The following is a 21,314-nucleotide window of genomic DNA, read 5'->3' as shown; positions in this document are numbered from 1 at the left end:
GGCGAACGACCGCCTCAGGCGCAGGTGCGGTCCGACTTGCTGCCGACGCTGCGGGGGGTCAGCAGCTCGGCGAGACCGTACTGGCTCACCAGGTCGATGCCCTCGGCTTCGGAGTCCGGTGCGGAGCGGGCGTCGGCCCGGCGATCGGTGCCCAGATACAGCTCGGTGGCGGCCTTGGCCTGGAACATGCCGATCACCGCTTCGTTGTGGCGGTCGGTGCCGAACTGGGTCAACGCGGTGGTGAGCTTGGTATCGACGTAGTCCAGGGTGTGCTCGATGTGCTGCAGTGTCCGCGTCTCTTCGCGCTCGTTGTCCTGCTGTGCCTGCGTCCTGCGGCGCTCATCGAGACAACGCATGCCGATAGCGCCGATCACCCCCGACAGCATCGGGATGAACAGGACTGTGGCGGCCACGCCGAGTGAGCCGTCGGAGGTCAACCCGGCGACCACGCTCGAGATCAGGAGCACTCCGAGCAGTCCCAGCAAGAGTGTGGTGGCCGACGCCGCGGCCACCCGGTCGCCTGCGCTGCGCACGACCGGGGCCAGTTTCGACGAGACCGCGGCGGCCTGACGTGCGGCGGTCCGGCCCCACTGACGCTTCGGGCGCGGCGGCGTCGGTTTCGGGGCCGGTGATGGTGGCGTCACACCGGGCGCGGGCGCCGCTGAAGCGTGCGCATCGTCATCGACCGGTGACGTATCAGCGGGTTCGCCCATGTGGCCATTGTTACTTGTGGGGCTCGTGTTTCCGGGGAAGCGCTGCGGCCCCGTCGGCAACTTCTTCGGAGCAGCGGATGTGTACGCGGCGTCGCCGACCGGCGTCGGCGGAGCCCACGCTGCACCCTCGCATCAGAACGGGCTGCTGTTGGACTGCCACTTGGCTTCCTGGGGACGCGGACCGAATCGGCGCTCGTAGTCCTCGTGCATCCTGGCCTGCTGCTTGCGCTTGATCACATCGACCAGGTTGGGATCCAGCCCGTGCGCAGCGAGGCGCTGCCGGCGCCAGGGCTTGTTCAGCGCCAGCGTCATCAACAGCGCCCACACGTAGATCGGCACTGTCATCTCCAGGTGCATGTAGAGATTGACCGGAATCAGCCAGAACGGCGCGAGCACGAACAGCGGGGGGATCGCGTAGCGAATCATGTGCCTGCGCACGGCGCCCTGGCCGGCGAGGTCCTCGGCGACCCACCGTTGCATCGACTTCGGCAGACGCCTGCCATAGATGTAGGTGAGGCGCTGCCACGTGCTGGGGGTGCTGGCGGTCATGTCGGCTCCTTCAGTGGGCGGGTCAGGACTGCAATGCGCCGGCGGCGAGCGCGGCGGCGTTGATACGGGTCAAGGCGTCGCGGAGATGCTCCAGCTCGGTCAACTCGACGCCGAGCCGGGCGACGACGGCCGGCGGGATGTCGAGTGCGCGCGCCCGCAGCGCGCTGCCCGCGTTGGTGAGGCTGACGTCGGTGGCGCGCTCGTCGGCGGCGTTGCGGCGGCGGATGATCAGCCCGAGCGTCTCGAGGCGCTTGAGCATTGGCGACAGGGTGGCCGAGTCGATCTGCAGCGTCGTGGCGATCTGCTTGACCGACAGCGGCGTATCGCTTTCAGCGGAGCGCTGGTGGTCCCACATCGCCAACATCACCAGGTATTGCGGGTGGGTCAGGCCGAGTGGCTCGAGTAGCGGCCGGTAGACGGCAAGCACCGCCCGGTTGGTGACGGCCAATGCAAAACACACCTGCTGTTCCAGGGACAGCGGGTCGACGCGCGCGGTCGTGGCCATGACTTGATAGTGCCCTAACAGTTTGCGTGCCAGCAACAACTGTGAGTACCGACACCGGCCGTGGAGTCACAGGACCTCGTCGACCCAGCTGCGCAGAGCTGCGATCGGTGCCGCACCAGACTTGCGCGCCAGGACACGACCGCCGTCCATCAGCAGCAGCGTCGGAACGGCCTGCACCTGGAAGCGTTGCGACAACGCGGGCGCGGTGTCCACGTCGACCTTGACCAACTTCAGCGAGCCCGCCCGCTCACCGGCCAGCTGCTCCAGCGCCGGGCTGACCATCCGGCACGGGCCGCACCACGTCGCCCAGAAGTCCACCAGCGCCGGCACCGACGCGTTCTCGACCGCCTCGGCGAAGTCCCGGTCCCCGGCCGACACGATCCACGGCAACCACTGCCGGCACTTCGCGCAGCGGGGCCTGCCGCGGCCGCCCGCCGGCACCCGGTTGCGTTGCCCGCAGTGTGGGCAGGCGACGGTGTCGGCGGTCATCGGCCGAACCTGCCCGCTGGTGTGACGGCATCGACGACCGGGGTTTGCGCCGCCGGCGAGCCGCCGGACTCGGCGTCGGCCTTGATGGTTGCCACGCTGGCCCGCATGATGTGCCCGACGAACGGCCGGATCAGCCACCAGTAGCGCCGGAACCGGCGCCGCGAGTCGGGATCGGTGGTGACGGTGCGGCACTGATAGCTCAGCAGCGTGTACTGCTCGCCGTAAGGGGTCACCGAGAAGTTCGCGGCGATCTTGCCCCACCCGGGCTCGTCGAACGTCGCGAACTCGTCCGGGCCGACCTGCAGCCAGTCGATCACCGGTCGCCAGAATCGGCCGACGGCGCCGAACACGATCTCGGCACCGGGTCGTTCCCCGACCAGGAGCCAGCCGGGCATGGCCGCCATGTCATCCAGCTGCAGCCGCGCCGGCGGGGCAGCGGAGTTGCCGCGCACTCGTCCCGGCAGGCCCCGCAACCACATGGCGGCCGTCAGCAGCGGTGTGCGGACCGTGAGGAAGTCGAGGTCGCGCGCCGCGCGATAGGTGGCGGCCGGCTCGGCGGCCACCATGGTGTGCACCGCGATGAGGGCGTCGGCACGCGGCATCACCGATTCGATCAGCATCCGCTCGGTCATGGGCGTCATGGTCTCTCGGATGCACGGCGGTTCGACAGGGCGGAAAGTCCTCAGCTGGGCGGGCCCAAGACCTTCACCGCCGTCCCGCCACCCGCGAGTTTTGTCATCCCGTTCTCCGGGAAGCCGCGGGACGTGACTGAAATCCGGGTCGGCCCGATGCTGCGTCATGTCGGTCAAACCGACGCCACCGTCTGGGTGGAGACCGACGAGGCGTGCGAGGTGCAGATCATGGGTTGTGCTGCCGAGACTTTCGAGGTCGAAGGCCACCATTTCGCGATCGTCCGCATCGACGGTCTCGAACCCGACCGGCAGTACCCGTACGACGTGCGCCTCGATGGCGAGCGGGCGTGGCCACCGCCCGACTACCCGTTCCCTCAACCGCAGATCAAGCTGATCCCGCCCGGCAGGTCGGTGCGTCTGGCATTCGGGTCCTGCCGGACCTCGGCGCCTCAACGGGCGCCTTACACATGGCGTGGCCTCTGGCACCCCAAAGGGAAAGGAGTCGATGCGCTGCGCGCGTTCGGCGCCCGGATGCTCAACCAGCCCTCGACACTGTGGCCCGACGCGCTCTTGATGCTGGGTGACCAGCTCTACGCCGACGACGTGCCCGACGACATCAAAGAAGAGGTCGCCGATCGTGAGGTGCACGCCGGTGGACCGGTGGACGTCCTCGAAGACTTCGAGGAATACTGCATCGGCTATCGCGACGCGTGGACCGAGCCGATGGTGCGCTGGATCCTGTCCACGCTGCCGACCTCGACGATCTTCGACGACCACGAAATCAACGACCGCTGGAACATCTCGGCACAGTGGTTGGCCGAGATGCGCCGTACCTCGTGGTACGAGACCCGCATCACCGGGGGGCTGATGGCGTACTGGATCTTTCAGCACCTGGGCAACCTCACGCCGGCAGAACTCGCCGCCAACGAAACCTTCCAAGAGATCCGGCGCACCCGCGATGGCAGCACGGCGCTGCGCCAGATGGCCAAGGACGCCGAGAGCGACGAAGGCCGCTCCCGGTTCAGCTATTGCCGCGACTTCGGCGACACGCGCCTGGTGGTCGTGGATTCACGGACCGGCCGGCAACTGAAGCCAGGACAACGCTCGATGGTCACCGACGACGAGTGGGACTGGGTCACGTCGCGAGTCGACGGCGACTACCGGCACCTGATCCTCGCCTCGTCGTTGCCGGTATTGATGCCCTACGGCATCCACGACATCGAGGGCTGGTCGGAAGCCGTCGCCGACGGAGCGTGGGGGCAGCGGATGCGCGGCCTCGGCGAGCAGGCACGCATGAAGGGCCACCTCGACCATTGGGCGGTGTTCCAGCGCAGCTTCCGTGACATGGAGTCCCTGGTGATCGACAGCGCCCACGGACGGCGGGGCACGCCACCGCAATCGATCGTGCTGCTCGGTGGCGACGTCCACCACTGTTGGGTCACCGAAGTCCAGTTACCCGACGAGGCCACGTCGACGTCCCCGACAGCGGTATGGCAGGTGGTCTGCTCGGGACTGCGTAAAGATCTGCAGCTCGGCGAGCGGCTGCTGCAAGTTCTGGGCCACACTCGCGTTGCCGCGGCGGCGGGACGGGTACTGGCCAGAAGTGCCGGGATCAGCGCCCCGAGATTGCGGTGGCGCGAGGCGACTGGCCTGCACTTCCGCAATCAGATCGGCACCCTCGAGATCGCCGGCGACGAAGTCGGCGTACGGCTCGAGGAAGTGTCCGGGGCCGTGCGCAAACAACGACTCACCACCGTTGTCGAGCACAAATTGCGCTGACAGGCGCTGCCCTCACCGGCATTTCGCGGTCGCGCCGGTCAACGGCTTCTGGCCGCTGGACTCGTCAGCGGGTGGTCGGGCTATTTCGCCGTCAGACCTCAGCGAGACTGTGCGGTCTGGCGCCGGTTCGCCTTCTTGATCGCGGACACCAACTCGCCCTTGTCCATCTTGGAGCGGCCCGGGATGTCGAGTCGGCGGGCCACCTCGGCCAGGTGCTTCTTGGTCGCGTTCGCGTTCACGCCCTCGGCAGTCTTGCCCTTGGCGTTGGGGCCGCCGCTGCGGGCGCGCTGATCGGACGGACCCTTCTTGTCCTTCTTCTCCCAGTGATCGCCGATCTTCTCGAACTTGCGCTTCAGCGTGCTGTACGCGACGCGGTGGGCGCGCTCGGCGTCGCCGTACTCCTCGGCGGCTGCGTCGTGGGCCTTGGCGAAGGTGCGCTGCGCCTTCTTGCCCGACTTCTTCAGTGTGCTCGGCAATTCGCTCTTCTTCGGCTTGCCGTTCTTCTTGGTCATCGGCATGGTTTCTGCCCTCCGGTATCGATCGGTCGTACGGCGCCGCCCGGTGACATCACCCACCGGGCAGATCTGTTCAACCCCCGTGGCGGGGCTCGCCATGTCGCATTCCCGGGCATCTGTGCAGCTAAACGCCCAGTTTGACGTTGACGGCTCAGCGGGCGAGGGACGACGGCGCGACCGGGAAGTCGAAGTAGGTGTCCGGGTACGGTTCGGGTGTGAAGGTGTAATGCCACCACTCGTTGGGATAGTTCTGGAGGCCCTGACTCTCGAGAACCTTCTTCAGCAGTAGTCGGTTGGTCAACTGCTCACCCTGGATCCCATCCGCCAACGTGTGCGCCGACGGGTCGAAGCAGTCGTAGCCGGTGCCCATGTCGATGGTGTTGTCGGGAAACCGGCGAGGTGCCGGCGCGGTGCACGCCGACAACGGCTCGCCGGGGTCGTAGACGGGTTGAGGTTGCGAGGGCAGAGCGACCAGGGTGAGGTCGACAGTGCTGCCGCGGCTGTGCCCCGACTGTTCAGCGATGTAGCCGTCGGCGAAGAGCTGGGACTTGTCGACCCACGGGTAGAACTCGCCCTTCATCTGTTGTGCGGACGGATCCGCGGCCCAGGCGACGAAGTCGTCGACGGCCTGCTGCGGGCGGTAGCAGTCGTAGACCTTCAGCGAATAGCCCTGCGCGACGAAGACCTGCTGGGCGCGTGCCAGCGCCTCGGCCGCCGGGCGCGTCAGGATGCACATCGCCGCCTGGTAGCCGTCGACGGGCTCACCGGTGAAGTTGTGCGCGGTGTCATAACGAATGTCCTGCAGGATGGACGGCGCCACCTCGCTCAGCGAGACGAAGTCCGCTGGTGCGGCCGCATCGGGTTGAGCAGCGGCCTGAGGCGCGCACACCCCGGGCAGCAGCGCGGCCACGGTCATCGCCACCAGTCGAAGCGAGGTCGTCATGACTCCATCACAGCATCTGCGCGCCGGCCCCGCCGCCGCGTCGGCGAAGAACTGAAAGACCCGTTCCGGAATACGCGGCTGGCGCGAGCGCGTTTAATCAGGGCGTGACTGAGCAACCGGAGCTGAGCCCCACCGACTGGGTTCGCGAGCAGACGCAACGCATCCTCGAACAGGGCACCACCGAAGGCGTTCAGGTCTTCGACCGTCCCGTCGTCCTGTTCACCACCACCGGCGTCAAGTCCGGGCAGAAGCGCTACGTGCCCCTCATGCGTGTCGAGGAGAACGGACGCTATGCCATGGTCGCCTCCAAGGGCGGCGACCCGAAGCACCCGGCCTGGTATCACAACGTGAAGGCCAACCCGGCGGTGACGGTCCAAGACGGCACCGAGGTGTCGGAGATGACGGCCCGCGAGCTCGAGGGCGACGAGCGCGAGCACTGGTGGAGGTTGGCGGTGGAGGCCTATCCGCCCTACGCCGAATACCAGACCAAGACCGACCGCCAGATTCCGGTCTTCATCGTCGAGTGACGGTCCGCGGCTGAGGTCGGGGTTCGGCTCCTGCCCGAGTCAGCGTTCGAACGCAGCGTGCAGCGCGTCGCACTGCCGATCGAAAAAGCGTTGCGCCACTGGCTTCTTGGAGGCGACGATGTCGAAGCCGTGGAATGCCCCGTCGACCACGTCGAGCTGACATGGCACACCCGCGTCGCGTAGCCGATTTGCGTACTCCACGTCCTGGCCATACAGCGGATCGACCGTTCCCACGCCCATCCATGCCGGCGCAAGACCCGACAGGTCGTCGTGCCGCGCCGGGACGGCAGATCGGCGATCCGCGCCTTTGAGGTAGGCCTGCCAGCCCAGCCGATCGCTCTTCTCACTCCACATCCGGTGGTGCGCAGACGCGAGGCCGGGGCGACTGGACGGTCGGTCGTCGACCATCGGATAGACCAGCAGCTGGAACAACGGTGTCAGGTCGCGGCGATCGCGGGCCAGCAGAGCTAGCGCCGCTGCCAAACCGCCACCCGCGCTCGCGCCGCCGATCGCTACCCGGCCGGGCACCACACCGGGTTGGCGCGCCAGCCAGGCCAGCGCCGAATAGCAATCCTCGAGGGCCGCCGGATAGGGATCTTTCGGAGCCAGTCGGTAGTCGACGGACGCAACCGGAACGCCGAGGCGACGGACGAACCGTCGGCACAGCGTGTCGTCCTGGGCTGCCGTTCCGAGAACGTATCCGCCGCCGTGGATCCACAGGAGTGCGCCGCCGTGCGGGCATGGGCCTTCGGGCTGGTAGAGCCGGACACTGGCACTACGCGTGATGGCAACGATCTCCACGCCCTCGGCGGTCGACGGTGCGCGTCTGGCCAACGCCCGCAGCGCCGGCAGCGTCACCTTGTTGAACGGCGAACGGGGGAGCACGCGCGCGATGGCCCTCAGATCGGGGTGGTAGTGGTCAGATCGGATACGTGACACGGCTCAACTCCTCGGAGACGGTCCACAACCGCTCTTGCGCCTGCTGGTCATAGGACTTCTTGTTCGACCGCACCAGTGTGGGACGACCGGCCATCTCCAGAAATCCGTCTGGTCCCCAGTACTGACCACCGCGCACGTCGGGCATCGTCGCGGCGTACAGCTGCGGCAATGCACCGTTCGCGGGATCCTGGCCGAGGAACGGCCCGCACAACGTCATCAAGGCTTGGACTGGTTTCGACATGTTCCGGAACAGATCAGATTTCGTGTATCCAGGGTGTGCGGTGACTGCGATGAGCGGTGCCCCCGCTCTGCTCAATCGTCGATGCAGTTCGTAACAGAACATCAAGTTCGCGAGCTTGGACTGGGCGTAGGCAAGCGCGCCGCTGTATCGGCGCTCCCACTGCAGATCATCGAAATGTATTGCACCGCCGAGCTTGTGGTCCAAACTTGCCACCACAACCACCCGGGCACCCTCGATGTCGAGCATGTTCTCCAACAGCAGTCCCGTCAGCGCGAAGTGGCCGAGGTGGTTGGTGGCGAATTGCAGTTCGAAGCCGTCCGCTGTCGTTGTCTTCGGCGGGAACGCCACTGCGGCGTTGTTGACGAGCAGGTCGATCCGCGGGTATGCGGCGCGCAGTTCTGCCGAGGCGGTGCGGACTGCTGCGAGCGACCCCAGGTCGAGCTCCTCCACCGTGACCTGCGCCCGCGGGACTGACCGGCGGATCTCGTCAGCTGCCGCCGTGCCCTTATCCACATTGCGCACGGCCAGCACGACCTGCGCTCCGCATTTCGCCAGCACCCGTGCGGTGTCCAGTCCGAGGCCCGTATTGGATCCCGTTACGACCGCGACCCGACCGGATTGATCAGGAACGTCTTGTTCCCCCCACTTGTGCTTCTTCGCCATCCGGCAAGACTCCAATTCGATTGCTGTGCCGTGGGCTCGTCATTTCCCGCGGGGGCCCGTCAAGTGGGACTTCGTGTTCGTCAGCGTTGCTGGAGGCGAACCGGCAGCACAGTCGGTCCCCGCAGCGAACTGTTGGTCGACCAGGTGGTAGGCCCCGTCGTCGTGATCCGCTCAACACGCTCGACAAGCTCGCGTAGCACGGCTTCGGCTTCCATGCGGGCCAGCGGTGCGCCGATACACATGTGCGCGCCGTACCCGAACGCGACATGCATGCGCGGATTCCGGTCGGCAATGAAGGTGTCGGGATCGTCGAAGACGAGCGGGTCACGGTTTGCGGCGCCGAAGGACAGCAGCACCCGTGAACCATTGGGGATGGTGACATCACCGATGTCGTAGTCAGCGCAGGTGTAGCGGTACAAGTTCTGGATCGGGCTGGTGAAACGCAGGAGCTCTTCGACAGCCATCGGAATGAGATCCGGATTGGCGCGGATCTTGTCGTATTCCTCGGGATTTCGAGCAAAGACGTCGAACATTCCACCGAGGAGGTTTGTGGTGGTCTCATTGCCGGCGATGAGAAGCAGGATCGAAATCAAGAACAGTTGTTCATCGGTCAGGTTGCCGTCCGTGCTGTGTTCGATCAACCGTCCCAACACGGTGCCAGATCCCTTGAGGTGGCCACTGGCGAGTTGCTTGAGGAAATAGCGGCGGAGCGCCAGAGCTGCGGCCAGGCACCTCGCGCCACCCAGTATTCCGCTGGGCGTCGGGGTGAAGTTGATCATCTGCACCGCGCCCTCGGACCACCGGCGGAAGTCAGCGATATCGGCTTCCGGAACGCCCAAGATGCCGGCAATCACCCTCAAGGGCATGGGGATAGCGAGTTCCTCGACCACGTTGCAGCCTGGGTTGGCGAGCACGTTGTCGACGAGTTCGGTTGCGAGGCGACCGGTGATGGCTTGCCAGCTGTCTAGAGCTCGCTTGGTGAATGCGGGCTGCACCTGTTTCCGCAGGCGGCTGTGCTGCTGGCCGTCGGTGAGGACGACCAGTTCGGCCGCCATGCGGACGCGGGTGACACCTTGACTGCTGTTGATCTTGTCGGTATCCCGCAGAGCAGCTCGTACGTCTTCGAGTCGGGAGACGACCCAGGTTGCTCTCTTCGCGTTGTAGTGGAGGCGGCCACCGCTGTGCAGGGCCCGGTAGGCGGCGAAGGGGTCGGCAGCCGTGGCCGGGTCGAGGGGGTCGTATGCCGTATTGACGGCCCCTTGCCAACCTCTGGTCCCGAGCCGTCTTGTACGCAGTGCTGCTGCCAGATTCATCTGCAATGCGGTGCCGAAGGGGCGTATGGACGTGAGAACGCCGCCACCGTCGTCAGTTGTCGTCATCGTTGTGCAAACGTCCTCTCTGAAATCACCCGAACCGCTGGGTACTGACGCCGGGGCCGCGACGTCGTTTCCCCACGACGATTCACAGGAGCGGTCCTGACGCCGATACCTCGTCGTCACGGTGCCGGGATACCGGGCTCGCTGGCTCAGAGCCGCGCGACGACGACATCGCTCGAACAGTCCTCAGCGATCATGTCTTGTCCGGCTGCACGTCTTGGTGCCGAAGGGCCCCAACAGGGCGACGGTCTGAACTCGTACCCTGCGGTCAGGGTTCGGGAGAGCCCGGGCGTACTCGTGTCCGGCCTGAAGTGCCGGTGCTCGCCTGCCGTCCATGGCATCAGGCTGGCCAGTCGAGGCGAAGAACGTCAATAGGCTGAGCTGATGTTGCGAAGCCAACCGCATATCCAACACCCGATTGTGTCTCACCGTAGGCCACTCACCAGCGCCTTCGACTGCGACAAGCGGGTCATCTTGTCTCAAGCCGCAAGATAAGCCGCGGGAGCTAGCAGCATGGGATTGTATGGGTCATGGCGAGAACCGACTGGCTGGTAGGGCGAGACCGAAGCGCCGCCGCGGCGGACCGGATCTACCAAGCGGCGTCAGACATCGTGTTGCGGAAAGGGTTCGAAGCACTCACCATCGGCGCGCTCGCACAACGGGTGCACTGCTCGCCGGCCACGATCTACCGGCACGTCGGAGGTAAGACCGAGATCATGGAGGCCGTGACCCTGCGGCTGTCGATGCAGGTCGTCGGCGCGGTCCGTGCGGCCATTGTCGATCTCGAGGGGGCAGAACGGGTAGCGACTGCGGTTGTGGTCGCTCTCGAACTCATTCGTGCCCAACCCCTGGGGCACGTGATCATGAACAATGTGGTGCCCGGTCTGGGAGGAGACTGGCTCACCGATTCGAGACTCATCGCTTCGATAGCCGAGGAGATCATCGGTCGACGTGACGAAGCGGCCGCGCAGTGGCTCATCCGGGCGACGTTAGCGCTGTGGTTATGGCCGGGGCAGGATCGCGACAGCGAAGTGGACATGGTCCGCCGTTTCATCGGCCCGGCTCTCGGCAGTCCCTAGATCGGCCGGTGTGACCTTCGCGCGGCCCGCTCAGGGCCGTGGCAGCTTGCGATGCAGAGGGTTGGTGCTGACGGGTGTAGCCCGCGTGTTCTGGGGAAGTCGGTCGACGACCGTCGGCGTGTCTGCCGTCGCGCGGGTGGCGTCGTGCAGCTGCATGCCCGAGGTACGCCCGCCGCCCAGCGCCGGTGATCCGATCAGCCGACGCGCCGGCCGGCCGCAATCCGCGCACGGCACCGTCTCCGGTGGTGCGCTGATCGGGTGATGTTCGCTGAACGGGGGACACCCTTGCGGGCATCGAAACCTATACGAAGGCATACATATCACCATAAGACGATGAGAGCTGTGGCCACACCGTTCACAGAGGTCTAGGTTCGAAGGGGTAAGCCGCTCGGAGACCCGACCGTGGAGGACGACGTGCCCGAACTGCTCTATCCGCTTGACTCCAGCAGGAAATTCACTGATCAGCAGATCGTCGGCCACAACCGGTGGCACCCGGACATCCCGGCCGCGGTCACCGTCAAACCCGGTGACACGTTTCGTGCGCACTGCCGGGAGTGGTTCGACGGCGCCATCCACAACGACGACTCGGCCGCCGACATCCTCAATGCCCCACTCAAAGGTGTGCACTGTCTTTCCGGGCCGTTCGCGGTGGAGGGAGCCGAACCGGGAGACCTGCTGATCGTCGACATCCTGGATGTGGGCCCGATTCCTCAGGAGGATTCCGGGCCCCTGGCCGGTCAGGGCTGGGGCTACACCGGAATCTTCGCCAAGCAGAACGGCGGCGGATTCCTGACCGATCAGTTCCCGGACGCATACAAGGCGATCTGGGATTTCGCCGGGCAGAGCGCGACGTCTCGACACGTCCCAGGGGTGAAGTACACCGGCATCGTGCACCCGGGTCTGATGGGCACCGCGCCGTCGGCTGAGCTGCTGGCGAAGTGGAATCGCCGCGAGGGTGCCCTCATTGCGACCGACCCGGATCGCGTTCCACCCCTTGCTCTTCCGCCTGAACCGCAGGACGCCATACTGGGTTCGCTGACCGGTGACGACTTCGAGCGGGTCGCCGCCGAAGCCGCCCGCACCGCCCCGCCGCGGGAGAACGGCGGCAACCAGGACATCAAGAACCTCACCAAGGGCACGCGGGTGTTCTATCCGGTTTTCGTACCGGGAGCGAATCTGTCGTTCGGCGACCTGCACTTCTCCCAGGGCGATGGTGAGATCACCTTCTGCGGCGCCATCGAGATGGGTGGCTTCCTGGATCTGCATGTCGACCTCATCAAAGGCGGCATGCAGACGTACGGGGTTTCGGAGAATGCGATCTTCATGCCGGGCAACACCGATCCGCAGTACTCGGAGTGGATCGCGTTCTCCGGCACGTCGGTGACGCTCGACGGCGAGCAGAAATACCTGGACTCCGACCTCGCCTATCAGCGCGCGTGCCTGCACGCCATCGACTATCTGACAAAATTCGGCTACAGCCCGGAGCAGGCCTACCTGCTCCTGGGCTCGGCGCCGATCGAGGGCCGGCTGTCCGGGGTGGTGGACATCCCCAATTCCTGTGCCACCGTCTATATTCCGACTGCGATTTTCGACTTCCCGATCGCCCCGTCCGCGTCGGGTCCGCACCAGATCGATCCTGGGATGGGCGCTCCGCACGCCAGCTTCTGAGCCGTGTTTCAGTCGGTGGGCTCCCAGGTCAGGATGCCTGAGTCGGCGAAGAGGGAGAGGTGCAAGCGCCCGTCCTGGAGCACGTAGCTGCGCACGGCCGTCAGCGCCCGCGACACGCGCTGGTCCAACGATCCGGGCGGGCAGGCCATCTCGGTGACAGCGATCGGGCCGAAATCGAGCTGTCCTGAGTCGGCGGAGTCATCGGCGCTGGCCTGCCAGCTCGACGAGCCGCGGTTGCAATCGATCTGGAAGGCGGCGCGGCCGGATTCGCCGTCGCGGACGCCGAAGTCAACGGTGTACAGCTGCTCTGCCGGAACTGTGGTGGTGCCCTGCGCGTCGTCCATGGATTGGATTTCGGTCAGCTTCCACGTCGTCCCGTCGAGGCTCGTGGCCGCTTCCGCGGTCGGTGCCGAACACCCCGTCAGCACCGCGGCCGTCGCAGCGGCGATCGCGGCTTTCACGGTGTGTGCGGGGCGCTGGTCATGCTGCGCGGGGTTTCCGCGCGGCGCATCAACAACGCCAGAACAATGGCGACGATGAGCAAGGCGGGAACGTCACCGACAAGATGACCCCGCTCGCCGGCATCCGCGAGTGCTTGGACGGCCATGATCACGGCGTGCACCGCGCTGGATACCGCCGTGAACCAGATCAGGCTTCGGTTGGCGAGCGGATCACGCGTCGCCATCAGCAGGAACACGCCCAGCGTGGCGTACAGGCCGATGATCATGGCCAGGTAGTGCGACGATCCGTGTCCCCACGCCCAGCCCGACGGCCACACCACCGTCAACGGATACACGCCGAGGATGAAGATCAGCCCGATGACCGCGACCGCCACCCTCAGCAGGAAGACCGGACCGCGGTTGGTTTCGTTGTGCCCGGACATCAGCACCGCCCCTCGTCGAGGTACAGGCCCATATTTTCACGTTGTCCGGTCTTCTTGGTTGTTTTCAACTCAGCGACTAGGTCGCTATCGGCTCCGCATTCAACAGATCGCGGGCGATGTCCCGCGCTGTATCCATCGGTTGGGTGCTGTCGTCGAGCCCGCGGTGCACGATGGCACCCTCCACCAGGAGAAAGACGTGCTCGGCCAACCGGCGCGCCTCGGCGGGGTCAGGGCGGTCCTCTGCCACCAGTTCGGCGAGCCGGTCGCGCACCGCCTGCTTGTGTTCGCGGATTGCGGTGTAGGCGGCGTGATCGCGGGGTAGTTCAGCTGCGGCGTTGACGAAGGCGCAGCCGCGGCTGACCATGGTCGCGTCGTCGAGGTAGGCATCGAAAACCACTAGCGCACGCGGTGATTCGGCTGCGGCGATACGTTGCTCGAACTGCTGCCACCACAGTTCGTGTCGCCGACGCAGGTACGCCGCGACGAGAGCGTCCTTGGAGCCGAACCGGTCGTACAGCGTTCGCTTCGTGACACCGGATTCGGCGGCGATGGTGTCGACGCCCACCGCGTGGATGCCGTCGCGGTAGAACAGGTGCGACGCCACCTCAAGGATGCGCCTCGCGCCGGGCGTCAGCCGCAGTTCATCGCTTTTCACCGTCGGCCCCTTCCCTTGACTTCACAGATCAGTATAGTAGCGTACGGCGTGAACTTCACAGATCGGTGAGATGAAAGGACTGAGGAAATGCGTACATGGATGAGGTCCGTCGTCGACGCGGCCGCCGAGTTCGCGCGGGGAATCGACACCGCGAGCGCCATCCGGCACGGCGTGCCCGTCGCGCCGAACGGCCGCTCTCGACCTGCGCCACCCGAGCCGGCGCACGGCGCAGTGACGCTGATACTGGATCCGGTGCTGCGGAACTGACCGGAAACACGGCAGCAACGCTCAACTCGACAGGTCGACGACCGTCACGCGCGTTGACGTCGAGGCCAAGGTCGGCTTCGCAGGTGGCCTGCCCGCCATGGACCCTCCAGATCGCAGAGATCAGATGCCGTGCAGGAAAGGGAGAAGATCACGCTGCGGCTTCCCCGCCCGAGTCCGACGACGTGGCGTCCTCGGCGGAGTCATCCAGCGGGGTAGACACGCGGTCGAACGACGACTCCGCGACCTGATCATCATCGCTGGACGCACGGCTGTCCTCGCCTGAATAGATATCGGGCTGCGGGCCCTCACGCGCGGGTTTCTCGGAGACGGGGATCTCGGAGGCCCACGCCTCAGTCGTCACGACCCCATCATCGGTGTCGGTGTCGGTGTCGGTATCGGTGAGGCTGACTTCCGAAGCAGACTGCACCTGCTGGTCTCCTCCCCGGTCAAACGAGTCTCCGCTGGAGATTGCACCAGGCAAAGATGCGTCGGTGGCGTCCTCTTCCAGCGCTTCGCCAGGCACGGTCGGCGCATGGTCGGCAGCGGTGACCCCACCGGTGTCCGTATCGGCCGGCATGGTGTCGTAAGGCACGGGTTCGCCATAGGGGTCGACGGCACCCGTGTACACCGGAGGCCCGCCCACGCCGAACGGGCTGTTCGGTATTTCGGTGTGCAACGGTCGGCAGTTCGGATCGCCGGTCAACTCACTGATCGCGTTGTCCACGCCGGTGGGGATCGCGACGAGGAAGTCGACGACGGCCTTCACGAGATCCGGCACGTACAAGTATCGCGCCGGGGTCGGCTCGCCCGGATTGACGGTGCGGTCGTAGCCCATCTCGATCAGAACGCGCAGAGCAGGATCGAGGCCGACCGCCAACGGTCGGCCCACCAACGGGATCCACGTCAACGGTACGAGTAACGGGACGACCTCGGTCGGGATCAGGTAGTACGTGGTGTCTCGATACTGGCCCTGTAACTGTGGCGCGGTCGTGCCGAAGTAATTACCGTGCAGCACAACCGTTCCGAGCAAGGCGTTGACGTCGGCGAGCAAGTTCAGCGGATTGGTGGGGAAGTCGGCCCAACCGTCGTACTGGCGGGCGACGTCGACGGTTGTCAGCGGCGCCGGCTGGGGCGAAAACGTCGGCGTGGCCCCGTTGAACGTCACGCCCAGAATGGGGATGTACGTCCCGACGAAACGTTCGAGGATGCCGCCGTTGGGCCGATTGGGGTTCGCGAGCAGCAGAAAGCTCACCGGAGTCGAGGTCGGGTGCGCGATCAGGTCCAGCTTCTGGTTGCTCGCGACCGTGGCGCTTTCGGAATATCCGTAGATCACATAGGAGCTATCGGCCAGCGCGCGGAGGTCGGTGTGGACGTACGGCGCGCTCGTCACCGTGCACGGATTTCCTTTGACGCACTCATCGAGGTTCGCTTGTCCGACGGCCACCGATTGGTCGAAGGTCATGTCGAAGAAGCCGGTGACGAAACGGAACTCTTCAGGGGTGTAGACGGCCACGAGGGCACACGGCCGGTCACAGAGACCGCTCGGACGGATGAAGTACGTGTCGGCTGAATCGACGTAGTCAGTGATGAACTCCGTCGTGTCCTGCGGGATACTCAGTGGGTGGGAGTTACCGCCCATGATGAGCGCGGTAGCCGACCAAGCGAACGCCGAGTTGACCATCGCGCCGGTCCACAGACCGATCACTGACACAACCGCCGTCAGGACGGCGATGGTGGAGCAGGTGCATCGGCGCATCGGTTCACCTCGTTCCGGGCCGCTCTCAGCTTTCTGACTGTCACCGCCTCACCCGCGACGCCGAAGAGGCTTTCGTCCCAGCCTTGGAGGTCTTTCGGCTCTGGCAAGCTGCCCCGTGGCACTCTCCGGGACTTGCGTCGTCACCTCGAGGGCACAAGGTCCTCTCTGGGCGCAAAGCCTGTCGAATCTTCGGCGCGCGTCCTACCGTGAGGTGTGAGCAGGAGCACACGATGAACGAATTCATGCGCAGCAGTGACGCATTCACCTGGTCCATGGAAAGCGACCCGCGGTTGCGGTCGACGGTGGTGACGGTCCTGTTGCTGGACGCATCGCCGGATTGGGCCGAGGTGCGCGACCGCGTTGAGCGGCTCACTCATGAACTGCCGATGATGCGGCAACGCGTGGTGAACTCGCCGTTGTCGGCTCCGCCGCGTTGGCAGCCGTGCGCCGAGTTCGACCTGGACTTCCACATGCGTCGGATTGCCGCACCCGCGCCGGGCTCCCTCGACCACGTCCTAGAGATGGCCCGGCTGGCGCAGATGGAGGACTTCGACCGGGCGCGGCCGTTGTGGAAGATCACGTTGATCGAGGGGTTGGCCGACGGTGGCGCGGCCGTGCTGTGCACCTTCCACCACGCGCTCACTGACGGTGTCGGGGGAGTGCAGATCGCGATGGCCCTGTTCGGGCTGTCCGACCTGTCGACCGATGATCTGGCGCCGCCGACACCGTCGTCGGCGTCGCCGCTGGACGGGTATCTCGACGCCGCGCGGTACGGCGTGGGTGCCCTCGGCGGCGCGGCCGCCGCGCTGTCGTCGCTTCCGAAGCTGCTCTTCCAAGGGATCCGCAACCCGGCACGCACCGTTGGTTCAGCGGCCGAGCTCGCCGCATCGGTGTACCGCACCGTGCGCCCGGTCAATCACACCGGATCGCCGTTGATGACCAACCGCACCCTGACCCGTCGTCTCGACGTGCTCGAGGTGCCGATGCCGCAGCTGCGCGACGCGGCGCACCGCTGCGATGCCGCGCTCAACGACGCATTCGTCGCCGGACTGGCCGGCGGTTTGCGGCTCTATCACGAGAAGCACGACGTCAACGTCGGGGCGTTGCATCTGTCGATGCCGATCAGCCTGCGCGTCGCCGGCGACGCTCCGGGTGGGAACCACATCACGCTGATGCGTTTCGACATCCCGGTCGGGATCGCCGACCCCGCGCAGCGGATCCGCGAGATCCGGGGGCGCACCGACCGGGTGAGGCACGAGAAGTCCCTTCCCCATACCCAATTGATCGCCGGAGCGTTGAACCTGATGCCCCGGTGGTACATCGGGTCGATTCTGCGCCACGTCGACTTTCTCGCCAGTGACGTGCCGGGCATTCCGGTGCCGGTGTCTCTCGGCGGCGCTGCGGTGACGATGCAATATGCCTTTGGTCCGACGATCGGGTCTGCGGTCAACGTCACGCTGCTGACTTACGTCGATACCTGTGCGCTGGGCATCGACGTCGATACCGGAGCGATCCCCGACCCCGACCTTTTCTGCGACTGCCTGCGCGCAGGTTTCGACGAGGTGCTGGCGCTGGCAGGCGCTTGAGTGCTTTATCAGCAGTCGGTGCGGATGCTGAAATCCCGGTCGAGCATCGCCGCCGGGTCGTCTTCCGTTCCGCCGAACGCGGTGCCGGAGATGTGGAAGACGCCGTTGTCGACGCGCGCTGTCCCCTCGCCGACGACGTCGCGGCCGAACGTGCCGGAAAACCCGTCCACGCCGCGCAGATGCACCAGTTCGGCGGTGACGGTTTCACCGGTGTTCACGATTGCGGTGAAGCCAGGATCGGACTCGGACGTCTCGATGATCCACTGCCACTTGTACTGATTGCAGACGACGGGAAAACGCTCGGCTGAGCCGTCGCCGATCCGGACTTCTGCAGTACGAGTTCCCAAAGCGGCGGGCGGCGCGGAGCACGCGGAAGCCGCGACCACGGCCACCGTGGTCGGCACCCACCACGCGGCGCCTCGCATGGAAGCGGGGTACCCGCTCGTCGACGCGTTTATGCCGCTCGGTCAGCTGAAGTGTGTCTGCGGTCGCGACAGCGCCACCCCATCGAGCGTGATGTCGACCTTCTCGTTGTAGAACGCGACCATGTTCGCGATCGAGGCCACCGCCGGCAACGGTGTGTGGTACGTCCACGCCAGATCGGTGTGGACGGCGTCCCCCGCCCGCACCGACCAATACGCGGAGGTGACGCCCTTGTAGGGGCACAGCGTCTGGGTGCTCGTCGGTTCCAGATGCTCGAACGTCACGTCGGTCTGGTCGATGTAATACCTTGTCGGCAGACCTGTTTCGAACAGCAGAACGGGGCTGCGGGTCTCTGCGAGAGCAACCCCGTCGACCGCCACGGTGACGTGCCGGTGCGAGCGCAGCGCATCGACACGGGCGTATGGATTGCGTGGATGGCCGTAGATCGGTTCGTCCTCTTCGAACCACGACAGCGCTGACCACTCGAAGCGCACAAGACCGCTCACCGGCCCGCCGTCGTCGTCGAACACTCGGGCGGCCGACTGGTGTGTCGCCGTCGGCCCGATCACCGAGAAGAGTCGCGACGGGCCGAACTGCACTGTCTGCGGGTGGTTGTCGTCCTGCAAAGCAGATGGTTGGACGTCGTCGAGCGGGATGTAGTACTGCGGATAGTAGGGCACTTCCCACACGTAACGAGCCGACATGGTGTCGAAGATCAGCTTGTCGCCGACAAATCCGCGGACCCGCCGCGGCGAGGGCTCGACGCGGCCCCGCGCGGCCGCCATCCGGGGGTAGTCCTGCGGGGTGTCCGTCACTGTCCTTCTCCTTGCTCGTCGTTCGACTGAGTAATCAGCCGCCTCCGCAACTGGCGTAGCCGCCACGGGTAGCTGTCGTGCGGCCACATCCGCTCGATGGCGGCGTTGAACTCGGCGCCCAGCAGCACCGCGAACGCAGTGAGGTAAAGCCACAACACCACGGCGATCGGTACGGCGAGCTGACTGAACACGGCGTCCGTGCTCGCGCTCATCGTCAGGTACGCACGCAACCCTGCAGATGCGATCAGCCACAGCACAACTGCCAGAACGGCTCCCGGCAGGTCTCGGCGCCAAGGTGTCTGCCAAGGGACTCCGACGTGATAAAGCGTGGCGAGAGCGGCCAGCACAAGAACGATGACGCTGGGCCAGAACATCACATCCAGCACACGCAGCGTGGTATCCGCGACAGCGTCCGGGGCCAGCCATTCCACAAGCCGCGGTCCGAACACCATCGGCGGCAGCAGCGCCACCGCGCCGACCATTGCTCCAAGGGTCATGCCCAACGCCAACAGTCGACGCCGCCAGCCCGAGCGCGGAGGTACACCGTAGGCGATGGTGATGGTCTCGAGATAGCGATTGATCGCCCGGGACCCCGTCCAGATGCTGAGCACCAGGCTGATGGAGACCACCCGACCTTGGGTTTGGGCAAGCACGGTGTTCACCGCGCGTTCGTACGCCGCATAGGTCGGGTCGGACAGGAAAGACTCCGGGATGCCGAGCACCAGCTCGGTGAATTCCTGCGTGCCCTCAGGCCCCAGCGTGGCGGCGACGAAACCCAGTGATCCGATGAGGGCCAGCAGCAACGCTGGAAGCGAGATCAGCGTGAACAGTGCCGCCTCGGCCGCGAGGCCGGGCACCCGGTCGTCGATCGCGCCGCGGCCTGTATGCCAGATCAGCCTGGCGACCTGCTGCAGTGGGCGGGGCAGCTGCGCGAAGCGATCGGCGCCTTCACGCTCGAGTTTCGTTTTGGCGGCTTGGGCGCGTCTCGTGAGCCGTGCCTGCAGTTGCCGCCGATCGCGTTCCCAGAGCATCGCCTCGAGCCTATGAGACCAGGCCGCCCCGGGCATCGCCGGTCATCTATGGGGCGGTTCGAGCACGCCGTTGCGTCGGGCCCGCCGGAAGTTCGCCATCACACGGTCGAGCACCGCGTTGTACACGGAGCCATCGTTGAGAATCTGCTCGAGACCTCGGTGACGAAGGTAGGTGTCCAGTCGGCGGTCCAGGGGAGCGTCCCAGTCCTGATGCCCGGCATATTCGGAGCACAGGAAACCCCATGCGATTTCGTCGAGTGCCGCAGCGTCGAATTTGTGCGGCCACGCGATGTCTGGCATCACGCCCTCCCGGGGGTCGTGCCCTCGATCATGCTCGCTTTCGGGTTGGGAGGGAAGAGTGGTCTCACCGCTGTTGTCGGCGGCTGTGTCATCACCGGCGTCGAACGGACGAGCCCATCCTCGCCCGGAACCCGCTCAACGATGATCAGCCCCGGCGTGTCGGGAGAGTTCTTCCGTTGGGAAGGATGGGCACGTGGGATCGAAGTCATCGAGGCGGTATCCAGACGAGTTGAAGGCGCGGGCGGTGCAGATGGTGGCCGATCTGCGCGGTGATTCGACCTCGGAGTGGGAGGCGATGGGCCGGGTTGCTGACCTGCTGGGTGTCGGCACTGCGGAAACGGTGCGCAAGTGGGTCCGCCAGGCCGAGATCGACGTCGGGCAGCGAGTCGGGCAGACCAGCGAGGAATCCGAGGTGCTGCGCAAGCTGCGCCGGGAGAACGCCGAGCTCAAGCGGGCCAACGCGATCTTGAAGGCGGCTTCGGTTTTCTTCGCCGCCGAGCTCGACCGGCCGTCTCAGTAGTCGTCGAGTTCATCAGCGCCCACCAGCACAAACGGGTGGGCGCCGATGGTCTCAAGTGGGGTGTCGAGTCGATGTGCGCCGTGCTCAGTGAATTCGGCGTCACGATCGCCCCGTCGACGTATTACGCCCACCGCGCGCGCCGGGGTCCGTCGAAGGCTGACTGGGCTGACGCGCAGGTGATCGATGCGATCTGGCGGCTGCGCCAGTCCCAGAAACTGTACCGAGTCCTGGGCGCCCGCAAGACATGGATTGTGCTGCGCACCGACGGCCTCGATGTCTCACGCTGCGTCGTGGAACGACTCATGCGGGAGATGGGATGGCGCGGCGCCTGCAAGCGTCGCGCGGTGCGCACCACTGTCGCTGATCCGGCCGCGACCCGGGCCCCTGACCGGGTAGCTCGGAGGTTCCTCGCCGCGGCTCCCGACCGATTGTGGGTGGCCGACTTCGTGCGCCGCGAGGC

At 65.9% G+C, this 21,314-nt stretch carries 25 protein-coding genes and 1 pseudogene; 8 read left to right on the top strand and 18 right to left on the bottom strand.

The genetic code is table 11. From position 1 onward, the window contains the following. Nucleotides 1-14: 14 nt before the first annotated feature. From J3476_RS07320 to J3476_RS07300, 5 genes are all read right to left on the bottom strand, one after another. Nucleotides 15-713, bottom strand: coding sequence for a hypothetical protein (locus tag J3476_RS07320; RefSeq protein ID WP_207065834.1), 699 nt, complete (start codon nt 711-713; stop codon nt 15-17). A gap of 132 nt (nt 714-845) precedes the next feature. Continuing rightward, on the bottom strand, nt 846-1,262 hold the full coding sequence (locus J3476_RS07315; protein ID WP_207065833.1) for a DUF5313 domain-containing protein: 417 nt from the start codon (nt 1,260-1,262) through the stop codon (nt 846-848). A 22-nt stretch (nt 1,263-1,284) separates the two neighbouring features. Continuing rightward, nucleotides 1,285-1,767, bottom strand: a complete 483-nt coding sequence (locus J3476_RS07310) for a MarR family transcriptional regulator (RefSeq protein WP_207065832.1) — start codon at nt 1,765-1,767, stop codon at nt 1,285-1,287. Nucleotides 1,768-1,833: 66 nt separating this feature from the next. Next, on the bottom strand, nt 1,834-2,256 hold the full coding sequence (gene trxA / locus J3476_RS07305; RefSeq protein ID WP_207065831.1) for a thioredoxin: 423 nt from the start codon (nt 2,254-2,256) through the stop codon (nt 1,834-1,836). Next, a complete protein-coding gene (locus J3476_RS07300) occupies nt 2,253-2,888 on the bottom strand; it encodes a hypothetical protein (protein WP_207065830.1) in 636 nt (211 codons plus the stop codon). The genes trxA and J3476_RS07300 overlap by 4 nt, the downstream gene beginning before the upstream one ends. 132 nt (nt 2,889-3,020) lie before the next feature. Here J3476_RS07300 and J3476_RS07295 point away from each other — a divergent pair, with 132 nt between their 5' ends. Beyond that, a complete protein-coding gene (locus J3476_RS07295) occupies nt 3,021-4,667 on the top strand; it encodes an alkaline phosphatase D family protein (RefSeq protein WP_207065829.1) in 1,647 nt (548 codons plus the stop codon). A gap of 98 nt (nt 4,668-4,765) precedes the next feature. Here J3476_RS07295 and J3476_RS07290 read toward each other — a convergent pair whose 3' ends face one another. Then, nucleotides 4,766-5,185, bottom strand: coding sequence for a ChaB family protein (locus J3476_RS07290; protein WP_207065828.1), 420 nt, complete (start codon nt 5,183-5,185; stop codon nt 4,766-4,768). A 148-nt stretch (nt 5,186-5,333) separates the two neighbouring features. Next, on the bottom strand, nt 5,334-6,125 hold the full coding sequence (locus tag J3476_RS07285; protein WP_207065827.1) for a M15 family metallopeptidase: 792 nt from the start codon (nt 6,123-6,125) through the stop codon (nt 5,334-5,336). Between the two features lie 104 nt (nt 6,126-6,229). Here J3476_RS07285 and J3476_RS07280 point away from each other — a divergent pair, with 104 nt between their 5' ends. Beyond that, nucleotides 6,230-6,652: a nitroreductase family deazaflavin-dependent oxidoreductase gene (locus J3476_RS07280; RefSeq protein WP_207065826.1), complete on the top strand. Its 423-nt coding sequence runs from the start codon at nt 6,230-6,232 to the stop codon at nt 6,650-6,652. A gap of 39 nt (nt 6,653-6,691) precedes the next feature. Here the strand turns inward: J3476_RS07280 and J3476_RS07275 are convergent, their stop codons facing one another. From J3476_RS07275 to J3476_RS07265, 3 genes are all read right to left on the bottom strand, one after another. Next, a complete protein-coding gene (locus J3476_RS07275; RefSeq protein WP_207065915.1) occupies nt 6,692-7,582 on the bottom strand; it encodes an alpha/beta hydrolase in 891 nt (296 codons plus the stop codon). Beyond that, nucleotides 7,572-8,495, bottom strand: a complete 924-nt coding sequence (locus J3476_RS07270) for an SDR family NAD(P)-dependent oxidoreductase (protein WP_207065825.1) — start codon at nt 8,493-8,495, stop codon at nt 7,572-7,574. Before J3476_RS07270 ends, J3476_RS07275 begins: the two co-directional genes overlap by 11 nt. A gap of 80 nt (nt 8,496-8,575) precedes the next feature. Next, complete coding sequence (locus J3476_RS07265) at nt 8,576-9,874, bottom strand: cytochrome P450 (RefSeq protein ID WP_207065824.1); 1,299 nt, start codon at nt 9,872-9,874, stop codon at nt 8,576-8,578. 527 nt (nt 9,875-10,401) lie between these two features. Between J3476_RS07265 and J3476_RS07260 the strand changes: the two genes are divergently transcribed. From J3476_RS07260 to fmdA, 3 genes are all read left to right on the top strand, one after another. Beyond that, nucleotides 10,402-10,950, top strand: a complete 549-nt coding sequence (locus J3476_RS07260) for a TetR/AcrR family transcriptional regulator (RefSeq protein ID WP_207065823.1) — start codon at nt 10,402-10,404, stop codon at nt 10,948-10,950. Between the two features lie 64 nt (nt 10,951-11,014). Beyond that, nucleotides 11,015-11,212 (top strand): hypothetical protein, encoded by a 198-nt coding sequence (locus tag J3476_RS07255; protein ID WP_207065822.1) that lies wholly within the window; start codon nt 11,015-11,017, stop codon nt 11,210-11,212. Nucleotides 11,213-11,364: 152 nt separating this feature from the next. Then, nucleotides 11,365-12,618 carry a formamidase gene (fmdA, locus tag J3476_RS07250; RefSeq protein WP_207065914.1) on the top strand — a complete coding sequence of 418 codons (1,254 nt, stop codon included), beginning with the start codon at nt 11,365-11,367 and terminating at the stop codon, nt 12,616-12,618. 8 nt (nt 12,619-12,626) lie between these two features. Here fmdA and J3476_RS07245 read toward each other — a convergent pair whose 3' ends face one another. The 3 genes from J3476_RS07245 to J3476_RS07235 all read right to left on the bottom strand — a co-directional run bounded on the left by J3476_RS07245 (nt 12,627) and on the right by J3476_RS07235 (nt 14,156). Then, nucleotides 12,627-13,079: an META domain-containing protein gene (locus J3476_RS07245; RefSeq protein ID WP_207065821.1), complete on the bottom strand. Its 453-nt coding sequence runs from the start codon at nt 13,077-13,079 to the stop codon at nt 12,627-12,629. Continuing rightward, complete coding sequence (locus tag J3476_RS07240) at nt 13,076-13,501, bottom strand: DUF6632 domain-containing protein (RefSeq protein ID WP_207065820.1); 426 nt, start codon at nt 13,499-13,501, stop codon at nt 13,076-13,078. The genes J3476_RS07245 and J3476_RS07240 overlap by 4 nt, the downstream gene beginning before the upstream one ends. Nucleotides 13,502-13,577: 76 nt before the next feature. Continuing rightward, nucleotides 13,578-14,156, bottom strand: a complete 579-nt coding sequence (locus J3476_RS07235; RefSeq protein ID WP_207065819.1) for a TetR/AcrR family transcriptional regulator — start codon at nt 14,154-14,156, stop codon at nt 13,578-13,580. 87 nt (nt 14,157-14,243) lie between these two features. Here J3476_RS07235 and J3476_RS07230 point away from each other — a divergent pair, with 87 nt between their 5' ends. Further along, nucleotides 14,244-14,423, top strand: coding sequence for a hypothetical protein (locus tag J3476_RS07230; protein WP_207065818.1), 180 nt, complete (start codon nt 14,244-14,246; stop codon nt 14,421-14,423). 148 nt (nt 14,424-14,571) lie between these two features. Here J3476_RS07230 and J3476_RS07225 read toward each other — a convergent pair whose 3' ends face one another. Next, a complete protein-coding gene (locus tag J3476_RS07225; RefSeq protein WP_207065817.1) occupies nt 14,572-16,179 on the bottom strand; it encodes a PE-PPE domain-containing protein in 1,608 nt (535 codons plus the stop codon). A gap of 230 nt (nt 16,180-16,409) precedes the next feature. Here J3476_RS07225 and J3476_RS07220 point away from each other — a divergent pair, with 230 nt between their 5' ends. Then, entirely contained in the window at nt 16,410-17,765 is a 1,356-nt protein-coding gene (locus J3476_RS07220) for a wax ester/triacylglycerol synthase domain-containing protein (RefSeq protein ID WP_207065816.1), read from the top strand. 8 nt (nt 17,766-17,773) lie between these two features. On the opposite strand, the gene J3476_RS07215 is transcribed toward J3476_RS07220, so the two are convergent. The 4 genes from J3476_RS07215 to J3476_RS07200 form a co-directional block, all read right to left on the bottom strand. Continuing rightward, nucleotides 17,774-18,157 carry a lipoprotein LpqH gene (locus tag J3476_RS07215; protein WP_207065815.1) on the bottom strand — a complete coding sequence of 128 codons (384 nt, stop codon included), beginning with the start codon at nt 18,155-18,157 and terminating at the stop codon, nt 17,774-17,776. A 75-nt stretch (nt 18,158-18,232) separates the two neighbouring features. Beyond that, nucleotides 18,233-18,973 carry a DUF427 domain-containing protein gene (locus J3476_RS07210; protein ID WP_207065913.1) on the bottom strand — a complete coding sequence of 247 codons (741 nt, stop codon included), beginning with the start codon at nt 18,971-18,973 and terminating at the stop codon, nt 18,233-18,235. A gap of 26 nt (nt 18,974-18,999) precedes the next feature. Next, entirely contained in the window at nt 19,000-20,070 is a 1,071-nt protein-coding gene (locus tag J3476_RS07205) for a YihY/virulence factor BrkB family protein (RefSeq protein ID WP_286182704.1), read from the bottom strand. Between the two features lie 6 nt (nt 20,071-20,076). After that, nucleotides 20,077-20,334: a hypothetical protein gene (locus tag J3476_RS07200; RefSeq protein ID WP_207065814.1), complete on the bottom strand. Its 258-nt coding sequence runs from the start codon at nt 20,332-20,334 to the stop codon at nt 20,077-20,079. Nucleotides 20,335-20,584: 250 nt separating this feature from the next. Between J3476_RS07200 and J3476_RS07195 the strand changes: the two are divergent. Then, nucleotides 20,585-21,314: pseudogene (locus J3476_RS07195) on the top strand (IS3 family transposase); the annotation flags it as partial.

The sequence above is a fragment of the Mycobacterium sp. PO1 genome (assembly GCF_017312405.1).
Taxonomy (GTDB): domain Bacteria; phylum Actinomycetota; class Actinomycetes; order Mycobacteriales; family Mycobacteriaceae; genus Mycobacterium.
The sequence above is the reverse complement of the archived record's forward strand: the minus strand, read 5'-3'. Positions and strand labels throughout refer to the sequence as shown.

Coding starts and splice junctions, on each gene's coding strand:
- J3476_RS07260 (WP_207065823.1), top strand. CDS start 10,402: ATGGCGAGAACCGACTGGCTGGTAGGGCGAGACCGAAGCGCCGCCGCG.
- J3476_RS07300 (WP_207065830.1), bottom strand. CDS start 2,888: ATGACCGAGCGGATGCTGATCGAATCGGTGATGCCGCGTGCCGACGCC.
- J3476_RS07270 (WP_207065825.1), bottom strand. CDS start 8,495: ATGGCGAAGAAGCACAAGTGGGGGGAACAAGACGTTCCTGATCAATCC.
- J3476_RS07205 (WP_286182704.1), bottom strand. CDS start 20,070: ATGCCCGGGGCGGCCTGGTCTCATAGGCTCGAGGCGATGCTCTGGGAA.
- J3476_RS07320 (WP_207065834.1), bottom strand. CDS start 713: ATGGGCGAACCCGCTGATACGTCACCGGTCGATGACGATGCGCACGCT.
- J3476_RS07220 (WP_207065816.1), top strand. CDS start 16,410: ATGAACGAATTCATGCGCAGCAGTGACGCATTCACCTGGTCCATGGAA.
- J3476_RS07240 (WP_207065820.1), bottom strand. CDS start 13,501: ATGTCCGGGCACAACGAAACCAACCGCGGTCCGGTCTTCCTGCTGAGG.
- J3476_RS07265 (WP_207065824.1), bottom strand. CDS start 9,874: ATGACGACAACTGACGACGGTGGCGGCGTTCTCACGTCCATACGCCCC.
- J3476_RS07225 (WP_207065817.1), bottom strand. CDS start 16,179: ATGCGCCGATGCACCTGCTCCACCATCGCCGTCCTGACGGCGGTTGTG.
- trxA (WP_207065831.1), bottom strand. CDS start 2,256: ATGACCGCCGACACCGTCGCCTGCCCACACTGCGGGCAACGCAACCGG.
- J3476_RS07210 (WP_207065913.1), bottom strand. CDS start 18,973: ATGGCGGCCGCGCGGGGCCGCGTCGAGCCCTCGCCGCGGCGGGTCCGC.
- J3476_RS07285 (WP_207065827.1), bottom strand. CDS start 6,125: ATGACGACCTCGCTTCGACTGGTGGCGATGACCGTGGCCGCGCTGCTG.
- J3476_RS07315 (WP_207065833.1), bottom strand. CDS start 1,262: ATGACCGCCAGCACCCCCAGCACGTGGCAGCGCCTCACCTACATCTAT.
- J3476_RS07310 (WP_207065832.1), bottom strand. CDS start 1,767: ATGGCCACGACCGCGCGCGTCGACCCGCTGTCCCTGGAACAGCAGGTG.
- J3476_RS07290 (WP_207065828.1), bottom strand. CDS start 5,185: ATGCCGATGACCAAGAAGAACGGCAAGCCGAAGAAGAGCGAATTGCCG.
- J3476_RS07200 (WP_207065814.1), bottom strand. CDS start 20,334: ATGCCAGACATCGCGTGGCCGCACAAATTCGACGCTGCGGCACTCGAC.
- J3476_RS07230 (WP_207065818.1), top strand. CDS start 14,244: ATGCGTACATGGATGAGGTCCGTCGTCGACGCGGCCGCCGAGTTCGCG.